This window comes from Paenibacillus lautus, assembly GCF_050482385.1.
Classification (GTDB): Bacteria; Bacillota; Bacilli; order Paenibacillales; family Paenibacillaceae; genus Paenibacillus_AQ; species Paenibacillus_AQ lautus_B.
In genome coordinates this window covers 797581-816725 of sequence record NZ_JBCNHV010000001.1, presented here as the reverse complement: position 1 = coordinate 816725, position 19145 = coordinate 797581, and the positions used below count along the sequence as shown (strand labels likewise).

The 19145-nt window shown below is 49.8% G+C and carries 19 protein-coding genes; 10 read left to right on the top strand and 9 right to left on the bottom strand.

Annotated features, from left to right (window positions below):
- Window position 1 precedes the first annotated feature (1 nt).
- The 3 genes from ABEW73_RS03815 (at window position 2) to ABEW73_RS03805 (ending at window position 3203) form a co-directional block, all read left to right on the top strand.
- Complete coding sequence (locus ABEW73_RS03815) at window positions 2-982, top strand: ABC transporter substrate-binding protein (protein WP_430162012.1); 981 nt, start codon at window positions 2-4, stop codon at window positions 980-982.
- Window positions 983-1365: 383 nt separating this feature from the next.
- Window positions 1366-2553 (top strand): multidrug effflux MFS transporter, encoded by a 1188-nt coding sequence (locus tag ABEW73_RS03810; protein ID WP_430162015.1) that lies wholly within the window; start codon window positions 1366-1368, stop codon window positions 2551-2553.
- A gap of 326 nt (window positions 2554-2879) precedes the next feature.
- On the top strand, window positions 2880-3203 hold the full coding sequence (locus ABEW73_RS03805; RefSeq protein ID WP_430162017.1) for a hypothetical protein: 324 nt from the start codon (window positions 2880-2882) through the stop codon (window positions 3201-3203).
- A 26-nt stretch (window positions 3204-3229) separates the two neighbouring features.
- On the opposite strand, the gene ABEW73_RS03800 is transcribed toward ABEW73_RS03805, so the two are convergent.
- From ABEW73_RS03800 to ABEW73_RS03775, 6 genes are all read right to left on the bottom strand, one after another.
- Window positions 3230-3619: a VOC family protein gene (locus ABEW73_RS03800; RefSeq protein ID WP_430162018.1), complete on the bottom strand. Its 390-nt coding sequence runs from the start codon at window positions 3617-3619 to the stop codon at window positions 3230-3232.
- A gap of 428 nt (window positions 3620-4047) precedes the next feature.
- Window positions 4048-4257, bottom strand: coding sequence for a hypothetical protein (locus ABEW73_RS03795; protein WP_430162020.1), 210 nt, complete (start codon window positions 4255-4257; stop codon window positions 4048-4050).
- Between the two features lie 264 nt (window positions 4258-4521).
- Window positions 4522-5358 (bottom strand): sulfurtransferase, encoded by an 837-nt coding sequence (locus ABEW73_RS03790; protein ID WP_430162022.1) that lies wholly within the window; start codon window positions 5356-5358, stop codon window positions 4522-4524.
- A gap of 169 nt (window positions 5359-5527) precedes the next feature.
- Window positions 5528-7735: an acyltransferase family protein gene (locus ABEW73_RS03785; RefSeq protein ID WP_430162024.1), complete on the bottom strand. Its 2208-nt coding sequence runs from the start codon at window positions 7733-7735 to the stop codon at window positions 5528-5530.
- 458 nt (window positions 7736-8193) lie between these two features.
- Window positions 8194-9354, bottom strand: a complete 1161-nt coding sequence (gene yhbH / locus ABEW73_RS03780; RefSeq protein WP_076324379.1) for a sporulation protein YhbH — start codon at window positions 9352-9354, stop codon at window positions 8194-8196.
- Between the two features lie 167 nt (window positions 9355-9521).
- Complete coding sequence (locus tag ABEW73_RS03775) at window positions 9522-9944, bottom strand: hypothetical protein (protein WP_430162025.1); 423 nt, start codon at window positions 9942-9944, stop codon at window positions 9522-9524.
- Window positions 9945-10155: 211 nt separating this feature from the next.
- Between ABEW73_RS03775 and ABEW73_RS03770 the strand changes: the two genes are divergently transcribed.
- Complete coding sequence (locus tag ABEW73_RS03770) at window positions 10156-10536, top strand: DUF423 domain-containing protein (protein ID WP_430162027.1); 381 nt, start codon at window positions 10156-10158, stop codon at window positions 10534-10536.
- 84 nt (window positions 10537-10620) lie between these two features.
- Here the strand turns inward: ABEW73_RS03770 and ABEW73_RS03765 are convergent, their stop codons facing one another.
- Complete coding sequence (locus ABEW73_RS03765) at window positions 10621-11172, bottom strand: hypothetical protein (protein WP_430162029.1); 552 nt, start codon at window positions 11170-11172, stop codon at window positions 10621-10623.
- Window positions 11173-11392: 220 nt separating this feature from the next.
- On the opposite strand from ABEW73_RS03765, the gene ABEW73_RS03760 reads away from it, so the two are divergent.
- Complete coding sequence (locus tag ABEW73_RS03760) at window positions 11393-11695, top strand: YunC family protein (RefSeq protein ID WP_076324375.1); 303 nt, start codon at window positions 11393-11395, stop codon at window positions 11693-11695.
- 172 nt (window positions 11696-11867) lie between these two features.
- Here the strand turns inward: ABEW73_RS03760 and mtnA are convergent, their stop codons facing one another.
- Both mtnA and mtnK read right to left on the bottom strand, forming a co-directional pair.
- Window positions 11868-12947 carry an S-methyl-5-thioribose-1-phosphate isomerase gene (mtnA, locus tag ABEW73_RS03755; RefSeq protein ID WP_430162031.1) on the bottom strand — a complete coding sequence of 360 codons (1080 nt, stop codon included), beginning with the start codon at window positions 12945-12947 and terminating at the stop codon, window positions 11868-11870.
- Entirely contained in the window at window positions 12944-14167 is a 1224-nt protein-coding gene (gene mtnK / locus ABEW73_RS03750; RefSeq protein ID WP_430162033.1) for an S-methyl-5-thioribose kinase, read from the bottom strand. The genes mtnA and mtnK overlap by 4 nt, the downstream gene beginning before the upstream one ends.
- A gap of 308 nt (window positions 14168-14475) precedes the next feature.
- On the opposite strand from mtnK, the gene ABEW73_RS03745 reads away from it, so the two are divergent.
- The 5 genes from ABEW73_RS03745 (at window position 14476) to sufU (ending at window position 19122) form a co-directional block, all read left to right on the top strand.
- A complete protein-coding gene (locus tag ABEW73_RS03745; protein WP_076324372.1) occupies window positions 14476-14952 on the top strand; it encodes a Dps family protein in 477 nt (158 codons plus the stop codon).
- Between the two features lie 434 nt (window positions 14953-15386).
- Window positions 15387-16169: a Fe-S cluster assembly ATPase SufC gene (gene sufC, locus ABEW73_RS03740; protein ID WP_430162035.1), complete on the top strand. Its 783-nt coding sequence runs from the start codon at window positions 15387-15389 to the stop codon at window positions 16167-16169.
- 22 nt (window positions 16170-16191) lie between these two features.
- Complete coding sequence (gene sufD / locus ABEW73_RS03735; RefSeq protein WP_430162036.1) at window positions 16192-17496, top strand: Fe-S cluster assembly protein SufD; 1305 nt, start codon at window positions 16192-16194, stop codon at window positions 17494-17496.
- Window positions 17493-18713: a cysteine desulfurase gene (locus ABEW73_RS03730; protein WP_430162038.1), complete on the top strand. Its 1221-nt coding sequence runs from the start codon at window positions 17493-17495 to the stop codon at window positions 18711-18713. Before sufD ends, ABEW73_RS03730 begins: the two co-directional genes overlap by 4 nt.
- Entirely contained in the window at window positions 18703-19122 is a 420-nt protein-coding gene (gene sufU / locus ABEW73_RS03725; RefSeq protein WP_098748444.1) for a Fe-S cluster assembly sulfur transfer protein SufU, read from the top strand. Before ABEW73_RS03730 ends, sufU begins: the two co-directional genes overlap by 11 nt.
- Window positions 19123-19145 lie beyond the last annotated feature (23 nt).

The following is a 19145-nucleotide window of genomic DNA, read 5'->3' as shown; positions in this document are numbered from 1 at the left end:
AGTGTTTTCTTTTCGTAATTTAAGCAGAAGGCGTGTAACTCTTGTTACCGCAGTGCTCTTTCTGGCATTTATGCTCAGTGCCTGTGGAGCGGGAGAGACAAGTAAGGGGAATAACACGGAGACCGTACCGACCGCAGCAAATGATTCGTCGCAAGCGCTGGATACGAATTCGGTGGTAGAATCCAAAGTGAAAACCGTTTCTACCGTCAATGGCGATATCGAAGTTCCGGTGAGTCCGAAGCGCATCGTCGCAGAAGAATATTTGGGCAGCCTGATTGCGCTTGATGTCATTCCGGTTGGAGCGCCGGGGCTAACCATCAAAAATTATTATTTTAAAGAATCCTTAAAAGGAATCGAGGATATCGGGGATTACGGAAAACCGTCGGTCGAGAAAGTCATGGCTTTAAACCCGGATCTCATCATTACCGGCAATGGGGAAACAACCTATGAGCAGCTAAGCAAAATCGCCCCCACTATCGTCATTCCATATGGAGATTTAAAGAATGCCCATGAAGAATTGACTTATTTCGGCGAGTTATTTGGTAAGGAAGAGGAAGCCAAAACCTGGCTGGAGGAGTATGATCGGCGTATTGCCGCAGCCAAAGCTAAAGTCGATGCAGCGATTCCGGCGGATGCGACCTTTAGCATTATGGAAGACGGCGAGAAGACAACCTGGGTGTACGGTGATAATTTCGGCCGTGGCGGTCAGCCTGTCTATCAGTCATTGGGAAGAAAGCCTCCGAGCGGGGTGGCTACGGAAATATTAGAGAAGCAATGGGCTGAGTTAACGGCTGAAATGATAGGAAAATACGCGGGCGATTACATTATTATGACATCCAATACGCGTACGATCGAAGATTTCCGAGCGGATCCGATTTGGGGCAGTCTCCCTGCGGTCAAGAAGGGGACATGTATGTATGGCCCGAGGAGCGTTCCTGGTATTACGATCCGCTTGCCGTTCTTGCCCAGACGGAAGAATTGACGGAATGGCTCTCCAAGAAGAATTGATACATAACGAAGGTGCTCTCCAGAGTCTTGTCATTATACAGGGCGATGGTAGGGCACCCTTTTTTGATTGTGATGCAAGTACGAGCAATCAATTCCTCCAAAAAATATAACCTCCTCATTTTTCTGTTCTTGCTGTCCTTGGCCCAAAGTATAAGGCCTCCCGTGAGAGGAGAATCAAGAGCGAATTTTGCCTGCAATTCTGCTATAATACTCGGTAGATATAACCCCCTTATTCAGAAAAAAAAGGTGACTTTTCATGCTTTCATTTACTAGACTAACGAAATGCAAACCCCCGATCCCGTAATTTCTTTGCCAGCCAACTAGAGATTTTTTGAAATGATAAGGGGGACGTTAGCTGTGCAAAGAAAAATCTCAAATCCATCCATATGGTTATTCATTATCCTTGTGGGTTTTCCGCAAATTAGTGAAACGATATATACACCTTCATTACCGGACATTGCCCATCAATTGGGTACAAGCAACAATGCAATCCAACTGACGCTCAGCATTTACTTCCTGGGTTTTGCCTTCGGAGTGTTTTGCTGGGGAAGGCTTTCGGATTCCATCGGACGTCGTCCTGCTATGCTGTGGGGCATCCTGGTTTATGGATTAGGCTGCTTGGGCTGCTATCTATCCGGTTCGGCCGAATGGTTATTGGTGAGCCGATTCATTCAAGCTTTTGGTGCCAGCACCGGCTCGGTCGTCACCCAAACCATTTTGCGTGAGAGCATTGATGGAGCCAAGCGTCATGCGGTGTTTGCCCAGATTTCGGCTGCGCTTGCGTTTACGCCCGCCATTGGACCGCTCATTGGCGGATGGGTGGATCAATCTCTTGGTTTCAGAGCGGTGTTCTTGACGCTGGTTTTGATGAGCGCTGCCATTTTGGCGTATACCTGGACTTCTCTGCCTGAAACCAGGGTAAAGGCTGTTTCGAAGATTAACATCCTCTCCGTAGCCAAGCGCCTGGTCTCCGACAGCAGAATATGGGGATTCGGTTTTCTCATTGGAGCCACCAACGGCATATTGTTCAGTTACTATGCGGAGGCCCCGTTTATTTTTATTGAATTTTTTCAGATGAGTCCCGGCGGGTTTGGTTTCTTCGGTATCTTTGTTGCGATGTCGTCCATCTTGGGTGCGATGCTGTCGAAGAAACTGCTGACCAGGCTCCAGGCTGAGCGCATTATCGTGATTGGTACGATCATTACGATGCTGGGGGCCCTTTGCCTTACCGTTCTTGCTGTTAGCGGAATTAACGCCACTATAATGGATATGGTGTTTATGGTAGCGTGTATTTTTATTCTTCTGCTCGGCATCGGAATGGCGATTCCGAACTGCCTTAGTTTGGCGCTGAACCAATATGGAGATGTGCTCGGAACGGCAGGAGCGATCTTCGGATTGGGTTACTACATTGTCGTCAGCCTGATTACCAGCGGGATGAGCCTTCTTCACAATGGCTCGTTAATCGTGATGCCCTTGTATTTTCTTGGTCTGGCCGTTGTCATGGTCTTTGTGAGCAAGAAGCTTGCAGGACAAGCGCCGAGGTAGCTGGCATCTTCATGAAGGTCATTGTAGAACCCGATGCAAGGAGTAGAAGCTGTCCCCTTCGTTATCAAACGACGGAGGGGCAGCTTCTTTTTTAGCTGGATTATTAGCGCCGCGGTAACAAATTCATGGGGAATCCCTCCCATAGGGGCGCATTTCTCCATCATTTGGTACCATTTCAGCTAGATTTAAGATATCTGGGTCGAATCGAAGGATAGCACGCGGATGCGGGACGGACTTCATGTCGATGGCTACCTGAAGAGGTCAGGACGGGTATTCCCGGGACAAGGCGACTGATTATTTTGGTGAATATCTAAGGAGTGAATAGAATGTATAGCGAGCAGGTACGGCGGGTTCGCGATAAGCTGAAACAGGCGGCTGAGGCAGCCAGTAGAAGCGGGGCCGTGGAAAAGGAGCGCGAGGTTAAGGACACCATGGTGACAGAAGGTGATAATGAGCGACAGAGCAAAGCTAGCGCTCCGCTTTTGACCCTACTGGGGTTGTGGCTGGATAATGCTTCAACAAAAGGTCAAGTGGAGCATGGTAGCACCCGGAGGGTGGATGGGCTGGTTGTGGACAGATGGGGGCTTGTTTGCAAGTTGTTGAATGGTTGTTTGCAGGTTGTTTGCAAACTAATACCATATGAAACATAGATTAAATTAAGGTTACAACTTAGGCGCTATGCCTCTTGTGTTGCAATCCACCACGTGTTTCCAGCAGGATCCTTCACTCCTGCACGTCGATCAGAATCTCCTTCTTTGCGGGTCGGTTCCAAGATTGATACACCACCTGCATGAACTGCACGCTGATAAGTTCTCATAACATCCTGTACATAAATATGTAATTGAGCAACAGTTGCGACCCAAGTATTTGTGGCATCTCCAATCATTACAACCGTATCCTCAATTTGAAGTTCGACATGCATTAAAGAACCATCTGGTCTATAAAAACGTCTTAGTTCGTTTGCATCGAAAGCTTCCTGCAAAAAATTCAATACACTCTGTGCACTTGGCACAACTAAATAAGGTGAAACACTTGAATATCCTTTTGGTTTCCAAGAGTTAGACATTTACGTGCCTCCTATTTATATAAATGTTTTTTATATCTTATTTCGCTGAAATATTCATATATCCTTTCTGAAACATTTAATTATGCTTACACTAAATAGGAGCCATTCATATGCCATTAGCAACAGTAAAACGCGAACGATTGACTTCATCCGCGATTACCTTGTCACGTTGTCACCAGTTAGAGCCGTACAACGACCGGAATAGTAGCCGACAAATTAACGGCAGATAGCCCGGAACTGGGGCAGAGGGTGACAGCGTGACAGAAGTGAATCTCAGAACCGCAGAGAAGGAGCGAGGGGAACCGCCACCACAGTGACAGAAGGTGACAGCCAAGTGACGGAACAGGGAAAGAAGAGAAAAGAGAAAGAATAATAATACACTCTTTCTTTTAAGTTTAGCTAGCGCTCCGCTTTTGACCTACCGGGGGTTATGTCTGAATAATGCTTTTGATCTTTACAACTAGCAACCAAGTGGAACGGCTGGACTGTTTGAACCCTGGCGCTCCGAACGACGCCCGCTGGCGATGCCTTGGGTTGTGGCTGGACTGCTGTTCCGCCGTGTCCACTCTCCCGAACTGCCCGTTCCCGGTGCCGATTCCGCCAAGCCGGGGGATACCAGCAATGTCAAGGAAAGCCAAGCGAATTGCTCCAAAAGGCGATCGTCCACTTGCTCAGCACGAAAGGTTGCGCCGCACCTGTTAACGGAGGGACACAAGCAAACCGACTAGCGTTCAACAACCATCTGACCCGACCGCCTCACTGTGGCTGGCTCCGTGGTTCCTGCAACTGCTTTCGTCGGGTTCTTGTTTGCAAGCTGTTGACAGAAAAGCCCAAAGAGGGCTGCAACAGGCTCTCAACCTGTCGCAGCCCTCAAACCCGCGTCCGACGTGGCCTATCGGCTCTTACTCGTCCCCAGTCGCCACCGGATTCTCCTCATAGCTGATCCAGTCGCTCCAGCTGCCTGCGTACAGCTTCACGTTGCCGTAACCGGCTTCTTCCAGGGCAAGCACGTTCGGACAAGCGGTGACACCGGAGCCGCAGTATACGATAATATCGGCATCTTGCGGGATATCGGTAAAATGCTCGCGAAGCTCGCCAGCATCCTTCCAATGTCCGGAGTCGTCCAGGACACCCTTCCAGAAGTAGTTCACCGCCCCCGGAATATGTCCGGCTTTGGCGTCCAAAGGCTCCTGGGCTCCGGCATATCTAAGTGGATCGCGTGAATCGATGAGCGTTTTGTTACCATGCTGCGAAGCCTCGCGTACCTCATCTACGAGGACCAGTTTATCGGGCTTAAGGTTGATTTCATAGGGTACCGGAATGATGATCGGTTGTTCACCCGTTACAGGAAACGAGGCATTCTTCCAAGCTGTAAAGCCTTCATCCATCACATAAGCCTGTTCATGCCCGGTGTATTTCAGCAGCCACCATAGACGGCTGGCCATGGCTCCGCCCTGGTCGTCATAGATGACGACACGGCTGCTCTCCTGGATACCGGACTGGCCGAGACGCTGTGCAAGCTGATCCAGGTCCGGAAGAGGATGGCGTCCGCCATGTTGAGTGATAGGGGAGGAGAGGTCTTTCTCCAAGTCAAGGTAAACGGCACGCGGAATATGTGATTCCTCGTAAGCGGCTCGGCCGCTTTCCGGCTTGCCGAGGGCAAAACGGCAGTCAACGATGACCAGATCCGGTTCATAGAGTCTTGCCAGCAGCCATTTCATTGTCACGATATTGTTCATATACCAGGACACCGCCTTCTATTAAGAAATAATGAGATTAAGTAACCGAATTATATCATATTGCTGCTTCCGATTACGTATATAACTAAAAAGTCGACCTGTCTCATAGAAGGATGAGATCAGGTCGACGATATGAGAATGAATGATGGCAAGAATCAGGATAAACGCTTTATTTCTTGATAGCTTGAAGCAGCATGGACGTGTAGGCCTCGGCACCTTCTGGCTCCAGATGGACGCCGTCAGATCGGAAGTATTCCGGATGATCCTTGCTGGCTGAATACCAATCCACCAGCGTAACCTTCGGGTTCTGGGCAGCCGCTTTTGCCAGCATATCGTTTACGTTCTGTTCCCAATCACGTGGAACCCGTGTATTGATAAGCAGAATTTGCTTAGCCGAATCTAGAGAACCCAGAAGAGAATCCAAATCCTTTTTCGAGAAAGCGCCGTTGGTTCCCAGCCCGATGACGATTATGCCGCCATCTATCCGATTCTGGGCTCTCATAACGGGAATCAGGTCATCGGCCTGACGCATTTGGCGGCCTATCACCGCGTCGATGTGAATGCCAGGAAGCGATTTCTCCAGATAAGGGGAGACCCCGAGCATGACCGAATCCCCAATGGCCGTGATGGCGGACTTGGATACCGGAGGATTTTGAGGCTTATTCGTTGGCTTCGTAGGATTGCTCTTTCCGCCTGTCGTTTCGCCTGCCGAGTCCTTGGCTTGAACTGGCTTATCAGCTTTATCCTCACTAGGTTTACCAGCTTTATCTTCATTCGGTTGATCCGGGATTGTTTTCCCGGAATCAGCCTTATCGGAGTTACCGTTCCCTTTGTCAGTTGGCTCTTCTTTGTTGTCAACGTCATTTTCAGCAGGATGGTCCGGTTCTTCGTTCTCGCCCTCGTCATTGCCAGACCCCGTTGCTCCATCCGGAATCGGCAGTTGATCCGCTTCTTCATCGGAGTTCGGATTCTTCAGAACACCAGGTTGCTTCACGTCGGTAGGCGGAGGGGTTACGTTCCCGTTCGTGTCTGCAGGAAGCGGCGATTGTCCTTGCGGTGGCTCGATCTCTCCGGGCTGCTCCCCTTGAGTCTGATCCGGTTCTTCCGGGGCAGGATCATCGAGGTTTAGCATGGCAGCGATATCACCTACCGTTCTCGCAGAGGATACACTGCTCATCATCCCCGAGCAAAAAACGCCGATTAGAATTAGCGAGCTTATCGACACGACCCAGCCTCTTAACGAAATCGAAGTCGAACGGCGCCGAATGGATCGGGCCTTAAACCATAATTTCTTCAGTCCGCCATGTCGTATCGGCTCTTCAACATACTTCCAGGATAGGGCGGCCAGCAGAACGCTTACCGCGATTTGCAGTGCAACCTGAGGCAAACTCAGATCGCCTGCACCGGATGCAGGTGAGGTCAGGATCATCACCGGGTAATGCCATAAGTAAATCCCATAGGATCGAACGCCGATCCATAATAGGGGTTTCCAGCTTAGCAAGCGGCTGATCGAAGCCCCTGGGTGCGCCAACACCGCAACGAGGACGGCGGCGGCTAGAGAGAAGAGGAACATGCCTCCTTGATACAGGAACGAATCGTAACGGTCCACCTGCCACATCATGGAGAGTATGATAAGCATTGCCGCGGCGCCTGTCACATTGAGTCTGCGCCGGGTAGCCCTTGAAACAGGGGTGGACAGCTTCCAGCTGGGCCATACGACAGCCAGCCCAGCTCCGATGAGCAATCCAAACGCTCGGGTATCCGTTCCATAATAGACCCGGCTAGGATCATCTCCCGGCTGATAGATCACCGCCATGGCCAAAGCCGAAATCGCGGCTCCGGCAGCAATGAAAGTGAACAGCTGTCCCCTGCGGGGGAATAGCTTGAGAACCGCTAACATGATCAAAGGCCACAGTAAGTAAAACTGCTCCTCCACAGCGAGCGACCAGAAATGCCCCAGTGGAGAAGGGGGGCCAAATGATTCGAAATACGATTGCTGCTGAAAAATAAACTGCCAGTTGCTTATGTATGTAACGGCGCCGAGCACCTCACTCCGGAGCGTAGCCAGTCGCGATCGGTCAAACAGCGTAACCCATACCACAAGGATGAACAGCATGAGCAGCATGGCCGGCAGGAGCCGCCGGAACCTTCGTATCCAGAAATCTTTCAGATCGATACGGCGCTGGTGATGCCATTGCGATGCGAGAATATCTGTAATGAGATACCCGGATAGTACGAAGAATAAACTTACTCCGAGAAAACCACCGCTTGCAAAACCAAAACTCCAGTGGTATCCCATCACGCCGATCAAGGCGAGGGCTCTAAGCCCATCGAGACCGGGCATGTAGCGTGAACGTGGCTTATCTGATGCTGGCACGGGAGATCGCTCCTTTCGAAGGATCTGCGCTTATGCCGCCCTGTAACAGCCGCTGCGATAATATGTAGGACATATTCTCAAACGTCTGGGTGCTGGATAGTGAATGTGTCATTTGGAACATGGTAAACCTTCCCTTTCCTTATATAGGAGGATATTTTAAATTAAGGAGACGCATATCGAATCCTGTAATATCCTACAACAAAATGTCATAGCTAATACTATCACTCCCGGAAAATCAGAAGGTGACAAAAAAGTGAAGCTACGGCTACATTAAGGTGTCAATAATAAAACATATTTTTTACTTGAAAGGAAAAGTCGACATCCCTTGTTATCCATGCTTCGGTAACGGCCTGTTAGCCGTATCAAAGCAGGCCATAAGAAAGAGGAGGTCCCAACCTCCTCCAATATCTGGATGATTAAAATATCCATTATTTTCTTTGGATAATATAGTATATGAATTAGATGGCGGCTCCTTGCCGTTTACGAAAAAAGGTTTTGAGTGCCTCGTAGACTTCCCCTTTGTCTTTGATGACATGGTACATGAACTGGTCCAGCTTGATATTCTTATAGGCTGACATCAGCGTGCTGCTGCGATTGTATTGATTGACCTCACCGTAACCGAACATGTTGCTTACCTTCAGCAGCTCGCCGATGAGTTTGACGCAGCGTTCATTATCGGACGTGAGATTATCTCCGTCGGAGAAGTGGAAGGGATAAATGTTATATTGGGAAGGGGGATAACGGTGATGGATAATATCAAGCGCCTTCTGATAAGCGGATGAACATATGGTTCCGCCGCTTTCACCTCGCGTGAAGAACTCTTCCTCGGTTACTTCTTTTGCTTCGGTATGGTGGGCGATAAACACGATTTCGACTTTCTCGTACTGTTTGCGGAGGAAACGGGTCATCCAGAAGAAAAAGCTGCGCGCGCAGTATTTCTCAAAGGAGCCCATGGACCCGGACGTATCCATCATGGCGATAATAACCGCATTGGACTCCGGAATGACGGTATCGTCCCAAGTCTTGTAGCGCAGATCGTCCGGACTGATGCCGTGGATGCCGGGTTTGCCGTCTCTGGCATTGCGGCGCAAATTCTCCAGGATGGTGCGCTTCTTGTCAATGTTGGACATGATGCCCTTTTTGCGGATGTCGTTGAAAACGATGGATTCTGTCTCAATCTGCTCTTTATCCTTAGGCTGCAACAGCGGGAGCTCCAGTTCCTCAAACAGCATGTTCTCCAGTTCTTCCAGGCTGACCTCGGTTTCCACGATGTCCTGCCCTGCCTGATCGCCGGCCGATTCCCCCTTACCGGGCTGGGCTGACGAAGGGTCGCGTCCAAGGACGTCCCCAACCTGACTGTCACCGTCGCCCTGACCGACATGCTTTTGCTTTTGGTAGTTATAGATGAAACGGTATTCGTCAAGGCTTCGGATCGGAACTTTAATGATCTGCTTTCCGTCGGACAGAATAATGTTTTCCTCGGTAATAAGGTCGGGCAGGTTGCGTTTGATGACTTCACGGATTTTATGCTGATGACGTACCTGATCCTGGTAGCCTTTGCGGTGCAGCGACCAGTCTTCACGGGATACGACAAACGACAGAGCGTCTTCATTTTGCATGGACAGTCACCTCCCAAGTGTAGCCTTGACTCGGTTGCCGTCTTTTCGGCTGTAGTAATTCATTATATTCGGGAGAAAGAGCGATATGTGAGTAATGAATTCGGGTTTGTCATGAAAAAGACACTTAACCTGAGGTGAATCAGGCAAGTGTCTCGAAGTGGTGCTCCTTAAGCACTTAATACGAATAGAAAAAGGGCTCCGATGGTGATAATGACTACGCCGTTCACGATGGTTGCAATGACGGCAACGACACGTTTGCGCGTCTTGGAGAAGCAGCCTACAATGCCAAGCACCAAGCCGACGATATTGATGGCCATGACGAGGATGAACACGGCCGCCAGCGTGGTCATCGCTTCCAGCGTTTCCTGAGTCGGCTCAAGAATCGGTCCATTCTCCGTCATGTAAGGCTCAATCATCGTTGTGCCGAGTGCGCCGAGTAGAATATACCCGAGCAGCGTCACGATCGACAGGATGAATGAGGCGATGCCGAATCGAGAGTTTTTTCTGTCCTCGGGTGGAATAAATGTGGTTTTAGGTCGTTTGGGTGAACCTTGGTCCTCGGATGGGGAGGAAGGTGGTTGTTGATCCATGTGTTTACTCGCTCCTAACTTAAGAATTCATTCTCTAATAGGTACATGTGGGTCTTCAATAAAAAGACATCCTTATTAATCTTTCACAAAATGGCCCTGAAATCAAGTCCAAAGCGGTTGCATGCCGGTGGAAAAGCTTCTTCGAATCCGTTAAACTTAATTTGATTACATAAGGACACGGGTGTCCACTGACAAAAGGGGTTGAAAAGGCATGAGTCGTAGATTCATTGCATGGGGTTCGATCCTGATGGCATTGTCTGTCGCTATCGGGGCATTCGGTGCCCATATGCTGAAGGATAAGATTACGCCGGACGAACTTGCCATTTATGAGACCGGAGTTCATTATCATATGATTCACGGACTTGCGGTGCTGATTACGGGGATTGTGGCGAAGGTTCTGGGCGAATCCCGGAAGCTGTTCTGGGCAGGGACTTTATTCATCGCGGGAACCGTCATATTTTCCGGAAGTCTCTACGTGTTAAGTATATCCGGCATCAAGTGGCTTGGAGCGATCACGCCGATCGGCGGTGTCTCCTTTATCGTGGGCTGGCTGATGCTGATGTCTTCGGCGCTCTCCCGAAAAAATGCTTGATGTTAAAAAAACGGCTTCACCGATCCCTTCTTATGGGGCGGCGAAGCCGTTTTTTAACATGGATTCCGTTGATGTGATACCAACTCAGCTGACGCTGAACTCGTCAATTTCATTGAGCTTGAAGGTATACACCTGTTTCTCATCGACATGATAAACGTTGACCAGGAAATTGTTCTCATCATAGTTGAGAATCCGGCAGGGCAGACTTGTCTGCTTACCGTGGCGGTTGGTTGTCAGGCGAACAAGGCGATTGTCCTTACTGTATACTTTAATCCATTCGAAAGGATCACTTCCGGTGAGTGGAGTTTGGACAGGGGGTACGCTTGCAGCGATCTTTTTTTCCGGCGAGGATGTCGCAGGTGGCACAGGTTTCTCTTTCTGAGAAGCGGCAGAAGCCATCTTCCCGGAGGCTTTGCTAATAACGGAATCTTTCTTGGCTTGAACCAAGGTGTTGATAATTTCTCCAAGTTCCATTCCGGATTTAACCCTGAAATCGACGACTTCAACCTTGTCGTTCAGCATTTCTAGCAAATATTGCAAAGCCAGTGCGTTGGAGGAACTCTTGACCAGAATATCAACGTTGAATAAAAAGCCGTTATCATCGGTGGCAGGAATTGTGTTCATAGCTTTTATCATTCACCAGCTTTCACATGTTTTCTACTGAATCAAATATACCATAATTTTCGAATATTAATAGTCCTAATGTCATATGTATTTCATCTTTATTCTATTGACTTACGAGTCATTCGCACCATATACGTAGGTTGGAATGCATAATATCAGAGACATTCGCACCATGTCGGTTCCAAAAGAATAAACATAATTCTAAGCCGACGTGAGGGGAGGTTTGTTGATATTGGTGACTTTACTGCCGATCGATATTGAAGGACATATTGTTATGGGCGTCGAGGTACAGCTTCCGAAAACAACGCTGCTGGCCGTATATACTTCCCGCGGCTATATTATGTGCGGTGCACTCGATGTGGGCCTTCTTAACGAAAAGCTTGCGGACCGGAAGATTATCGCAGGAAGAGCTGTAGGGGTTCGCACATTGGAGCAGCTGCTGGAGGCGCCGCTGGAATCGGTAACCCTGGAGGCGGAGAAATGGGGCATTCATCCTGGCTTGGCTGGCAAGGATGCGATCCTGCGCATGTTATGAGTCATATATGGCTTACGTTACAAGAGTGATTCCCGTGCGGATCGCTCTTTTTTTAGAGATAAGAAAGTATCAACTTCAACTGCACTAACATGCAAACCGCAAAAAAACGGACAATACGGCTGAAGGGCTGTTTGTCCGTTTCTTGATGCCATAAAACATTCGGATATAGCGGCTATTCGAACAGGCTTTTTAAGCTCTCATGATAAGGAGCCTGCACGACGCCTTTTTCCGTAATGATCGCGGTCACATACTCATTCGGCGTAATGTCGAAGGCAGGGTTGTACACTTTTACGCCTTGCGGCGCTGTGCGCTTGCCGAAACCTTCCGTAATCTCTTCCGCTGGCCGCTCCTCAATCGGAATATCGGCGCCTGTCTTCGTATTCAGATCAATCGTCGACAGCGGGCACGCCACGTAGAAAGGAATGCCGTGAGCTTTAGCAAGGACCGCAACTCCATACGTTCCGATCTTATTGGCGACATCGCCGTTTGCGGCAACGCGATCCGTACCCACGATAACCGCTTGTATCCACCCTTTGGACATGACCATGGCGGCCATGTTATCCGCCAGCAGTGTCACGTCTATCCCCGCCTGCTGGAGTTCAAAAGCAGTTAAACGTGCGCCTTGCAGGACAGGTCTTGTCTCATCCGCAAACACCTTGATGTTCATCCCTTGCTCATAAGCGAGATACATTGGTGCCAGTGCGGTCCCGTACTTGGCAGTCGCCAGTCCGCCCGCGTTGCAGTGGGTAAGCACGCCCATACCGTCTTTGAAGAACGGCAGCGCGTTTTCGCCGATGCGGCGGCATACATCCTCATCCTCGGCCCGAATGGCCTCGGCTTCGGCGAGCAGCGATGCATTCAGTCCGGCCGTATCCAGTTTCGATTCTGCGAGCTTCTCAGCTGCAAGCTTGACACGGTCCAGCGCCCAGAACAGATTGACGGCCGTCGGTCTGGAAGTGGCGAGATAAGCGCAAGTTTTTGCGACTTGTTGCAGCCATCCATCGCGATCATCGGCTTCAACCTGCATGCCGCCAAGAACCGCGCCGAAAGCTGCCGCGATGCCGATAGCCGGCGCGCCGCGGACTTTCATGGAGTGAATGCCTTCCCAGACTTCCTCCGGTGTGAAGAGCTGAAGATAGACAATCTCTTCCGGGAGTAATCGCTGGTCCAGTAGGACCAGATGGTCTCCTCCCCAATAAACCGAGCTCAGCGGTTCATAGGTGCTGGCATTGCCGGTAGTCATACCGCTCATATCGATACCTCATTTCCAGTAGTTGCTTGTGTGATCAAAGTTAAAATGTCCTCAAAGGACTTGATGCTGCGATGATGACGAACGAGATTTTTGCCGATGGCTAGCGCTTTGCGCTGCGCAGCTTCTCTAGCTTTATCATCGGCTATGGTGTCAATGTCCGCAACATGGGACAATCCAACGATGCGCCGGATCATTTTGCAGCCCGCGAATCCTGCGGTGTCCTTCAAAATCTGTGATACATAGTGGTCCTGATAGCCTGGTGTCCGGGACATTTCGTCCAAGAGATCATCGTTCCACAGCAGGCGGAAGTTGTTCTCGAAGTGGGTCCACACGTCGCTGGCCATCTCGAGGAGTCTGGCTTCCCGGGCAGCCATCGTATGCTGGTCCTGACTCCAGCCCGGCTGCGCCGCATAGTTGAGCAGCAGGTTGCCGATGACCGCACCGATATCGAATCCCATCGGACCGAAATAAGCGAATTCCGGGTCGATGACCTTGGTCGATTCCGGCGTGACGAAGATGCTGCCTGTATGCAGGTCCCCGTGCAGCAGAGCCTGTGCGTGAGTCAGAAACTTCTCCCGAAGCAGCGCGACTTCAAAGTGAAGCGGCAGGTCGGCGCGGAGGGCTTCCGCTTCATCGGCGATGCTCTGCGCATAATTGTTATTGGCGGATTCGCGGTATGGATCTTCGAAGATTAAATCTTCGGTGATTTTGCATAGATCCGGATTGACAAAGTTGCCGGCAAGTTCCTTCTTCTTCTGTTGGTTCATCCCCAGATCCGACGTGTAGAACAGGGTTCTGGCCATGAAGCGGCCAATATGCTCTGCGAACTTCGGATAGGCATTGCCTTCGATCAGGCCCTTGCGCATGATAGTATACTCGCTCAGGTCTTCCATTACCGTGTAGGCGAGCTCATCTGAATAACCGTATACTTGAGGCACGAGGTCGGGGCAAATGGAGTACTCGGTCTCCAGCGCCAGACGTTCAATGCGGGCCCGGTCGAGTGACAGCGGCCAGGATTCGCCTACAACTTTTGCATAAGGAACAGCTTGCTTGATAATGATACTATCAGTTGTATTTTTGGCGGTGACATGAAACACCAGATTGAGATTGCCGTCGCCGATTTCGCGGCATTCGAGCTGGGCATGGTCCGGGAACCGGCCCGGTATACTTTTAGCTAATTGTATAGCTTCTTCCGCGTTCAGCGGATGATATGCAGACATGGATGGTCACCCCCAAATATAATAGAAGAAAACAAAGCCAACTTTTTTGCTTGGTATTACCTAGTATAACGTTTTTTCGCGAATTTTGTATAATTTTTTGGCAAGACGAAAGGTTAAGCAAACCTGATTCGCATTGGAGTCCTAAGGGTAAACTATAAATAGACGCCCCAGCACAGGATGTACTCATATATTAAGGAAGGAATAGCATTAGCAGATGGTACCCGTTACAATGGGTATACTCCGCTGTGCCGAAGGTTCCTTTGACGCAGTACAGGGTGCATTTCATATAGAAAAGGAAGGGATTAACCATGGCAAAAACTACATCTGGCAAAGCTGCAGGAAAAACGAAGAACGCAAGTCTGGAGCAATTGTTGAATCAGCAGGTTGCGAACTTCAACGTGCTCTATGTCAAACTCCACAATTATCACTGGTATGTAACCGGAGAGCAGTTCTACTCCCTTCATGTTAAATTTGAAGAACTGTATGACGAAGTTACACTTAAAATGGATGAGGTTGCAGAGCGCTTGCTCTCGATTAAAGGCAAACCGGCTGCAACGATGAAAGAATATTTGGAACTTGCGACAGTCCAGGAGGCTTCGGGCAACGAGGATACCCGTGGCATGGTGCAAGCCTTGATTGAGGACTTTGCAACCGTATCCGAGGAGCTGGCGGAAGGTATCGAAATGGCTGAGGAAGCTGGAGATGCGCCAACAGCGGACATGTTCACCGGGTTTAAGGCTGATCTTGAGAAGCATATGTGGATGCTGCGTTCGTTCCTTGGATAAAGCGTGAATACAACAGAATGATGCCTATTCTCCTTGTATTTGCAAGAGTTAAGGTGCCGGTTACCGTGCCGTGTGCCTTAGCTCATGATGCTGACCTGAGCACCGTCTGTCAACGCGCGATAAACGCTGGTGCTGGATGCCGTAATGATTCTCGGGAGCATTAGCAAGGGGAACAGGGCGAACGAAACAGGCATGACCGGTCTATCGGTCATGCCTGTTTTTTTAATTGTTACGGTTATCTGAATGTTGTCTGCAAAACGCTTGTCCGGTTGAAATACGTCATATTTTATTATAAAATGGCTTGAGAATCATTGATAATCAGTTTAGAATGATTATAAATAAAGAATTATTTTTTATTTTATGAAATCAGGGCGTCCAATCCTGTTATCATATAGGACAACAATACACTACCTATTCAACGGAGGGAATCTAATATGTCAACCAAGTTTGTCATTGAAGGATTGAAAGCAACAATCGAAGGCAAGGAGATCCTTAAAGGTATCAACCTTGAGATGAAGGGCGGAGAAGTTCATGCCATCATGGGACCAAACGGTACAGGCAAAAGTACTTTGGCTTCCGCGTTGATGGGGCATCCTAAATATGAAGTTACAGAAGGTAAAGTACTCCTTAACGATGAAGACGTGCTGGAGATGGAAGTTGACGAGCGCGCCCTTGCAGGTCTGTTCCTAGCCATGCAATATCCAAGCGAAATCGCCGGCGTTACGAACTCCGATTTCCTGCGCAGTTCCATCAACGCACGCCGCGGTGAAGGCAATGAGATTTCCCTGATCAAGTTCATTCGTCAAATGGAAGGCAAAATGAAGGAGCTCGAGATGAATCCCGAGTTCGCTCACCGTTACCTGAACGAAGGCTTCTCCGGTGGTGAGAAAAAACGTAACGAAATCCTGCAAATGATGATGCTGGATCCGAAACTTGTCATTCTTGACGAAATCGACTCCGGTCTTGATATCGATGCTTTGAGAATTGTGGCGAACGGTGTAAATGCCATGAAATCCGAAGAACGCGGTTTCTTGATTATTACCCACTATCAACGTTTGCTTAACTATATCACTCCAGATTACGTTCACGTGATGATGCAAGGACGGATCGTAAAATCCGGCGGTCCTGAGCTGGCAGAACGCCTGGAGGCAGAAGGTTATGACTGGATTAAGGAAGAGCTGGGCATTACTGATGAAACTGTAGGCCAAGACGCGTAAATAGACGGGAGGAGGAAACGATATGACTACACAAACCATTCTTCCGGTCAACGCTGAGGCTCTGAAGGCATTGTCCGAAAGTAAACAGGAACCGGCCTGGCTGACAGACAGCCGTTTGGCTTCTCTGGAACTGGCTGGCCAGTTGGAACTGCCCAAGCTGGAGAAACAACGTATCGAGCGCTGGAACATCCAGAGTTATGGTGAATATAAAGAGAGCAACAAACTTGCTTCCCTTGACGAATTGCCTGAACAGGTAGCCAAACTTGTCGAAGGTTCAAGAGAAGGCGGCTTGGTTATTCAACGCAACTCGGGAACCGTGTATGTAAGTCTGGCTCCGGAACTGGCTGCCCAAGGCGTAATTTTCACCGATTTGGAAACAGCGGTTAAAGAACACGCGGATTTGGTTAAACCTTATCTGCATCAAGCGCTTAAGAATGACGAGCATTCGATGGCCGCTCTGCATGCTGCTGTATGGAATGGCGGGGTGTTCCTCTATGTTCCTAAGAATGTGGAGGTCGATGTACCTCTGCAGGCGGTGATGTTGACGGATGATGCCGAAGCAACATTTGCTCCGCATGTGCTGATCATAGCCGAAGCGAACAGTCAGATCACTTATGTAGACAACTACGTATCGGGTTCCCTGTCAGCACCGGTGACCCATAACGGAGCGGTGGAAGTATTCGTCAAAAACGGCGCTAAGGTGCGTTATGCTTCCATTCACCAATTGGCTGGGGAAGCAACCGATGTTACATTCCGTCGTGCGGTGCTGGACAATGACGCTTCGATCGAGTGGATCGTAGGTGAGATGAACAATGGCGATACAGCCAGCGATACCATGAGTATCCTGAAGGGCAACGGCTCGACATCCGATGCAAAAGTCATCGCGGTAGGTTCCGGATCCCAAAAGCTCAACTATACCACGCGAGCGAAGCATTATGGCAAGAGCTCCGAATCCCAGATGATTACCCGTGCGGTTATGCGCGAAGAGGCACAAGCCATCATCAACGGAATTACCAAGATCGAAAAGGGTGCAACGAAGGCGGACGGACAACAGACCGAGCGCGTGCTGATGCTCAGCCCGAAAGCTCGCGGCGACGCGAACCCGATTCTGTTGATTGACGAGGATGATGTAACAGCTGGACACGCAGCTTCCGTAGGCCAAGTGAATCAGGAGCAAATTTACTACCTGATGTCCCGTGGTATCTCGCGTGCTGTGGCAGAATCCTTGATTATATACGGCTTCTTGGCTCCGGTAGTCAGCGAAATTCCGTTAGAGGGACTTCGTGACCAACTGCAGAGGCTCGTTGAAAGGAAGCTGGGACAATGATCGCCTCTGTCCGTGAGCAATTTCCCATTCTTCACCAGGAGATCAACGGACATCCGCTGGTATATCTCGACAATGCCGCGACATCGCAAAAGCCGCAGGTGGTCATAGATGCTATCAAGCGGTACTACGAGTGGGAGAACTCGAATGTACACCGCGGAGTTCATACACTCGGCAGCCGTGCTACTGATGCTTATGAAGGAGCCAGGGAGAAGGTTGCCCGTTTTATTAATGCCGAGAGTTCGGAGCAAATTATTTTCACCCGCGGTACGACGACGGCCCTGAATCTGGTAGCTTCGTCTTACGCGCGCTCTGTGTGCGGTCCTGGGGATGAAATTGTCCTGACGGAAATGGAGCATCACAGTAATCTCATACCGTGGCAGCAGGCGGCTCTTGCCGTTGGCGCTACGCTGAAATATATTCCTCTGCAGCCTGACGGCACGATCCGTGTCGAAGATGTAGAGGCACTCGTTACCGAACGGACCAAGGTTGTAGCCATCGCTTACGTATCCAACGTGATGGGCGTTGTACATCCCGTGAAACAAATGGCGGAAATCGCACACCGCCACGGTGCCGTCATTGTGGTGGACGGTGCGCAAAGCACACCGCATATGAAAGTGGACGTCCAGGACCTGGATTGCGATTTCTACGCTTTGTCCGGCCATAAGATGTGTGCTCCCACAGGTATCGGCGCATTATACGGCAAGAAGGCGCTGCTGGAATCAATGGAGCCGATCGAATTCGGCGGAGAAATGATCAATGATGTTGGATTGTACGAGTCGAACTGGAAGGAGCTCCCTTGGAAGTTTGAGGGAGGGACGCCTATCATTGCAGGGGCTGTCGGTTTGGGCGCTGCCATCGATTTCCTGGAGGAAATCGGAATGGATGCCATCGAGCAGCATGAGTCGCAGCTTGCGGCCTACGCCATGAACCGCATCTCCGAGATCGAAGGCATTTCCATTTACGGTCCCCGTGAGCGTAAAGTAGGCCTCGTTACCTTTAACCTTGGCGACGTTCACCCGCATGACGTGGCAACCGTGCTGGATGCACAGGGGATAGCGATTCGTGCAGGACATCATTGCTGTCAACCGCTTATGCGTTGGTTAAAAGTATCCTCTACGGCACGCGCGAGCTTTTATCTGTATAATACAGAAGAGGACGTTGATCGATTAGTTAGCGCCTTAATCCAGACAAAGGAGTATTTTGGCGATGCAACTTGACGATTTGTACAGACGTGTCATCATGGATCATTATAAGAACCCCCGCAATCGCGGCAAGTTTGAAGACGATGCAGTAACCATCGATTTGAACAATCCGACTTGCGGAGATCGCATTTCCTTGCAGCTTAAGGTAGAGAACGGCGTAGTAGCCGATGCCAAATATACAGGGGAAGGCTGCTCCATCAGCATGTCTTCCGCTTCGATGATGACGGACGCTGTAAAAGGCAGAACGCTGGATGAAGCGATCAGTCTGGCGGATCGGTTCTCCTCCCTTATGAAAGGTGAGGCTGTAGATTTTGACGAGTACGAGGATATTGAAGCCCTATCCGGTGTTAACAAGTTTCCTGCACGCATTAAATGTGCAACACTTGCGTGGAACGCACTCCGAAAAGGAATAGACGCGAAGTAAGTGAATCAATAGATCGATAGGGA

Bases quoted from the DNA above. Each gene is read 5' to 3' on its own strand.
- ABEW73_RS03745 (WP_076324372.1), top strand. From the start codon at position 14,476: ATGGCAAAAACTACATCTGGCAAAGCTGCAGGAAAAACGAAGAACGCA.
- ABEW73_RS03765 (WP_430162029.1), bottom strand. From the start codon at position 11,172: ATGATAAAAGCTATGAACACAATTCCTGCCACCGATGATAACGGCTTT.
- yhbH (WP_076324379.1), bottom strand. From the start codon at position 9,354: ATGCAAAATGAAGACGCTCTGTCGTTTGTCGTATCCCGTGAAGACTGG.
- mtnK (WP_430162033.1), bottom strand. From the start codon at position 14,167: ATGTCTGCATATCATCCGCTGAACGCGGAAGAAGCTATACAATTAGCT.
- ABEW73_RS03775 (WP_430162025.1), bottom strand. From the start codon at position 9,944: ATGGATCAACAACCACCTTCCTCCCCATCCGAGGACCAAGGTTCACCC.
- ABEW73_RS03800 (WP_430162018.1), bottom strand. From the start codon at position 3,619: ATGTCTAACTCTTGGAAACCAAAAGGATATTCAAGTGTTTCACCTTAT.
- sufU (WP_098748444.1), top strand. From the start codon at position 18,703: ATGCAACTTGACGATTTGTACAGACGTGTCATCATGGATCATTATAAG.
- ABEW73_RS03790 (WP_430162022.1), bottom strand. From the start codon at position 5,358: ATGAACAATATCGTGACAATGAAATGGCTGCTGGCAAGACTCTATGAA.
- sufD (WP_430162036.1), top strand. From the start codon at position 16,192: ATGACTACACAAACCATTCTTCCGGTCAACGCTGAGGCTCTGAAGGCA.
- ABEW73_RS03730 (WP_430162038.1), top strand. From the start codon at position 17,493: ATGATCGCCTCTGTCCGTGAGCAATTTCCCATTCTTCACCAGGAGATC.
- sufC (WP_430162035.1), top strand. From the start codon at position 15,387: ATGTCAACCAAGTTTGTCATTGAAGGATTGAAAGCAACAATCGAAGGC.
- ABEW73_RS03805 (WP_430162017.1), top strand. From the start codon at position 2,880: ATGTATAGCGAGCAGGTACGGCGGGTTCGCGATAAGCTGAAACAGGCG.
- mtnA (WP_430162031.1), bottom strand. From the start codon at position 12,947: ATGAGCGGTATGACTACCGGCAATGCCAGCACCTATGAACCGCTGAGC.
- ABEW73_RS03770 (WP_430162027.1), top strand. From the start codon at position 10,156: ATGAGTCGTAGATTCATTGCATGGGGTTCGATCCTGATGGCATTGTCT.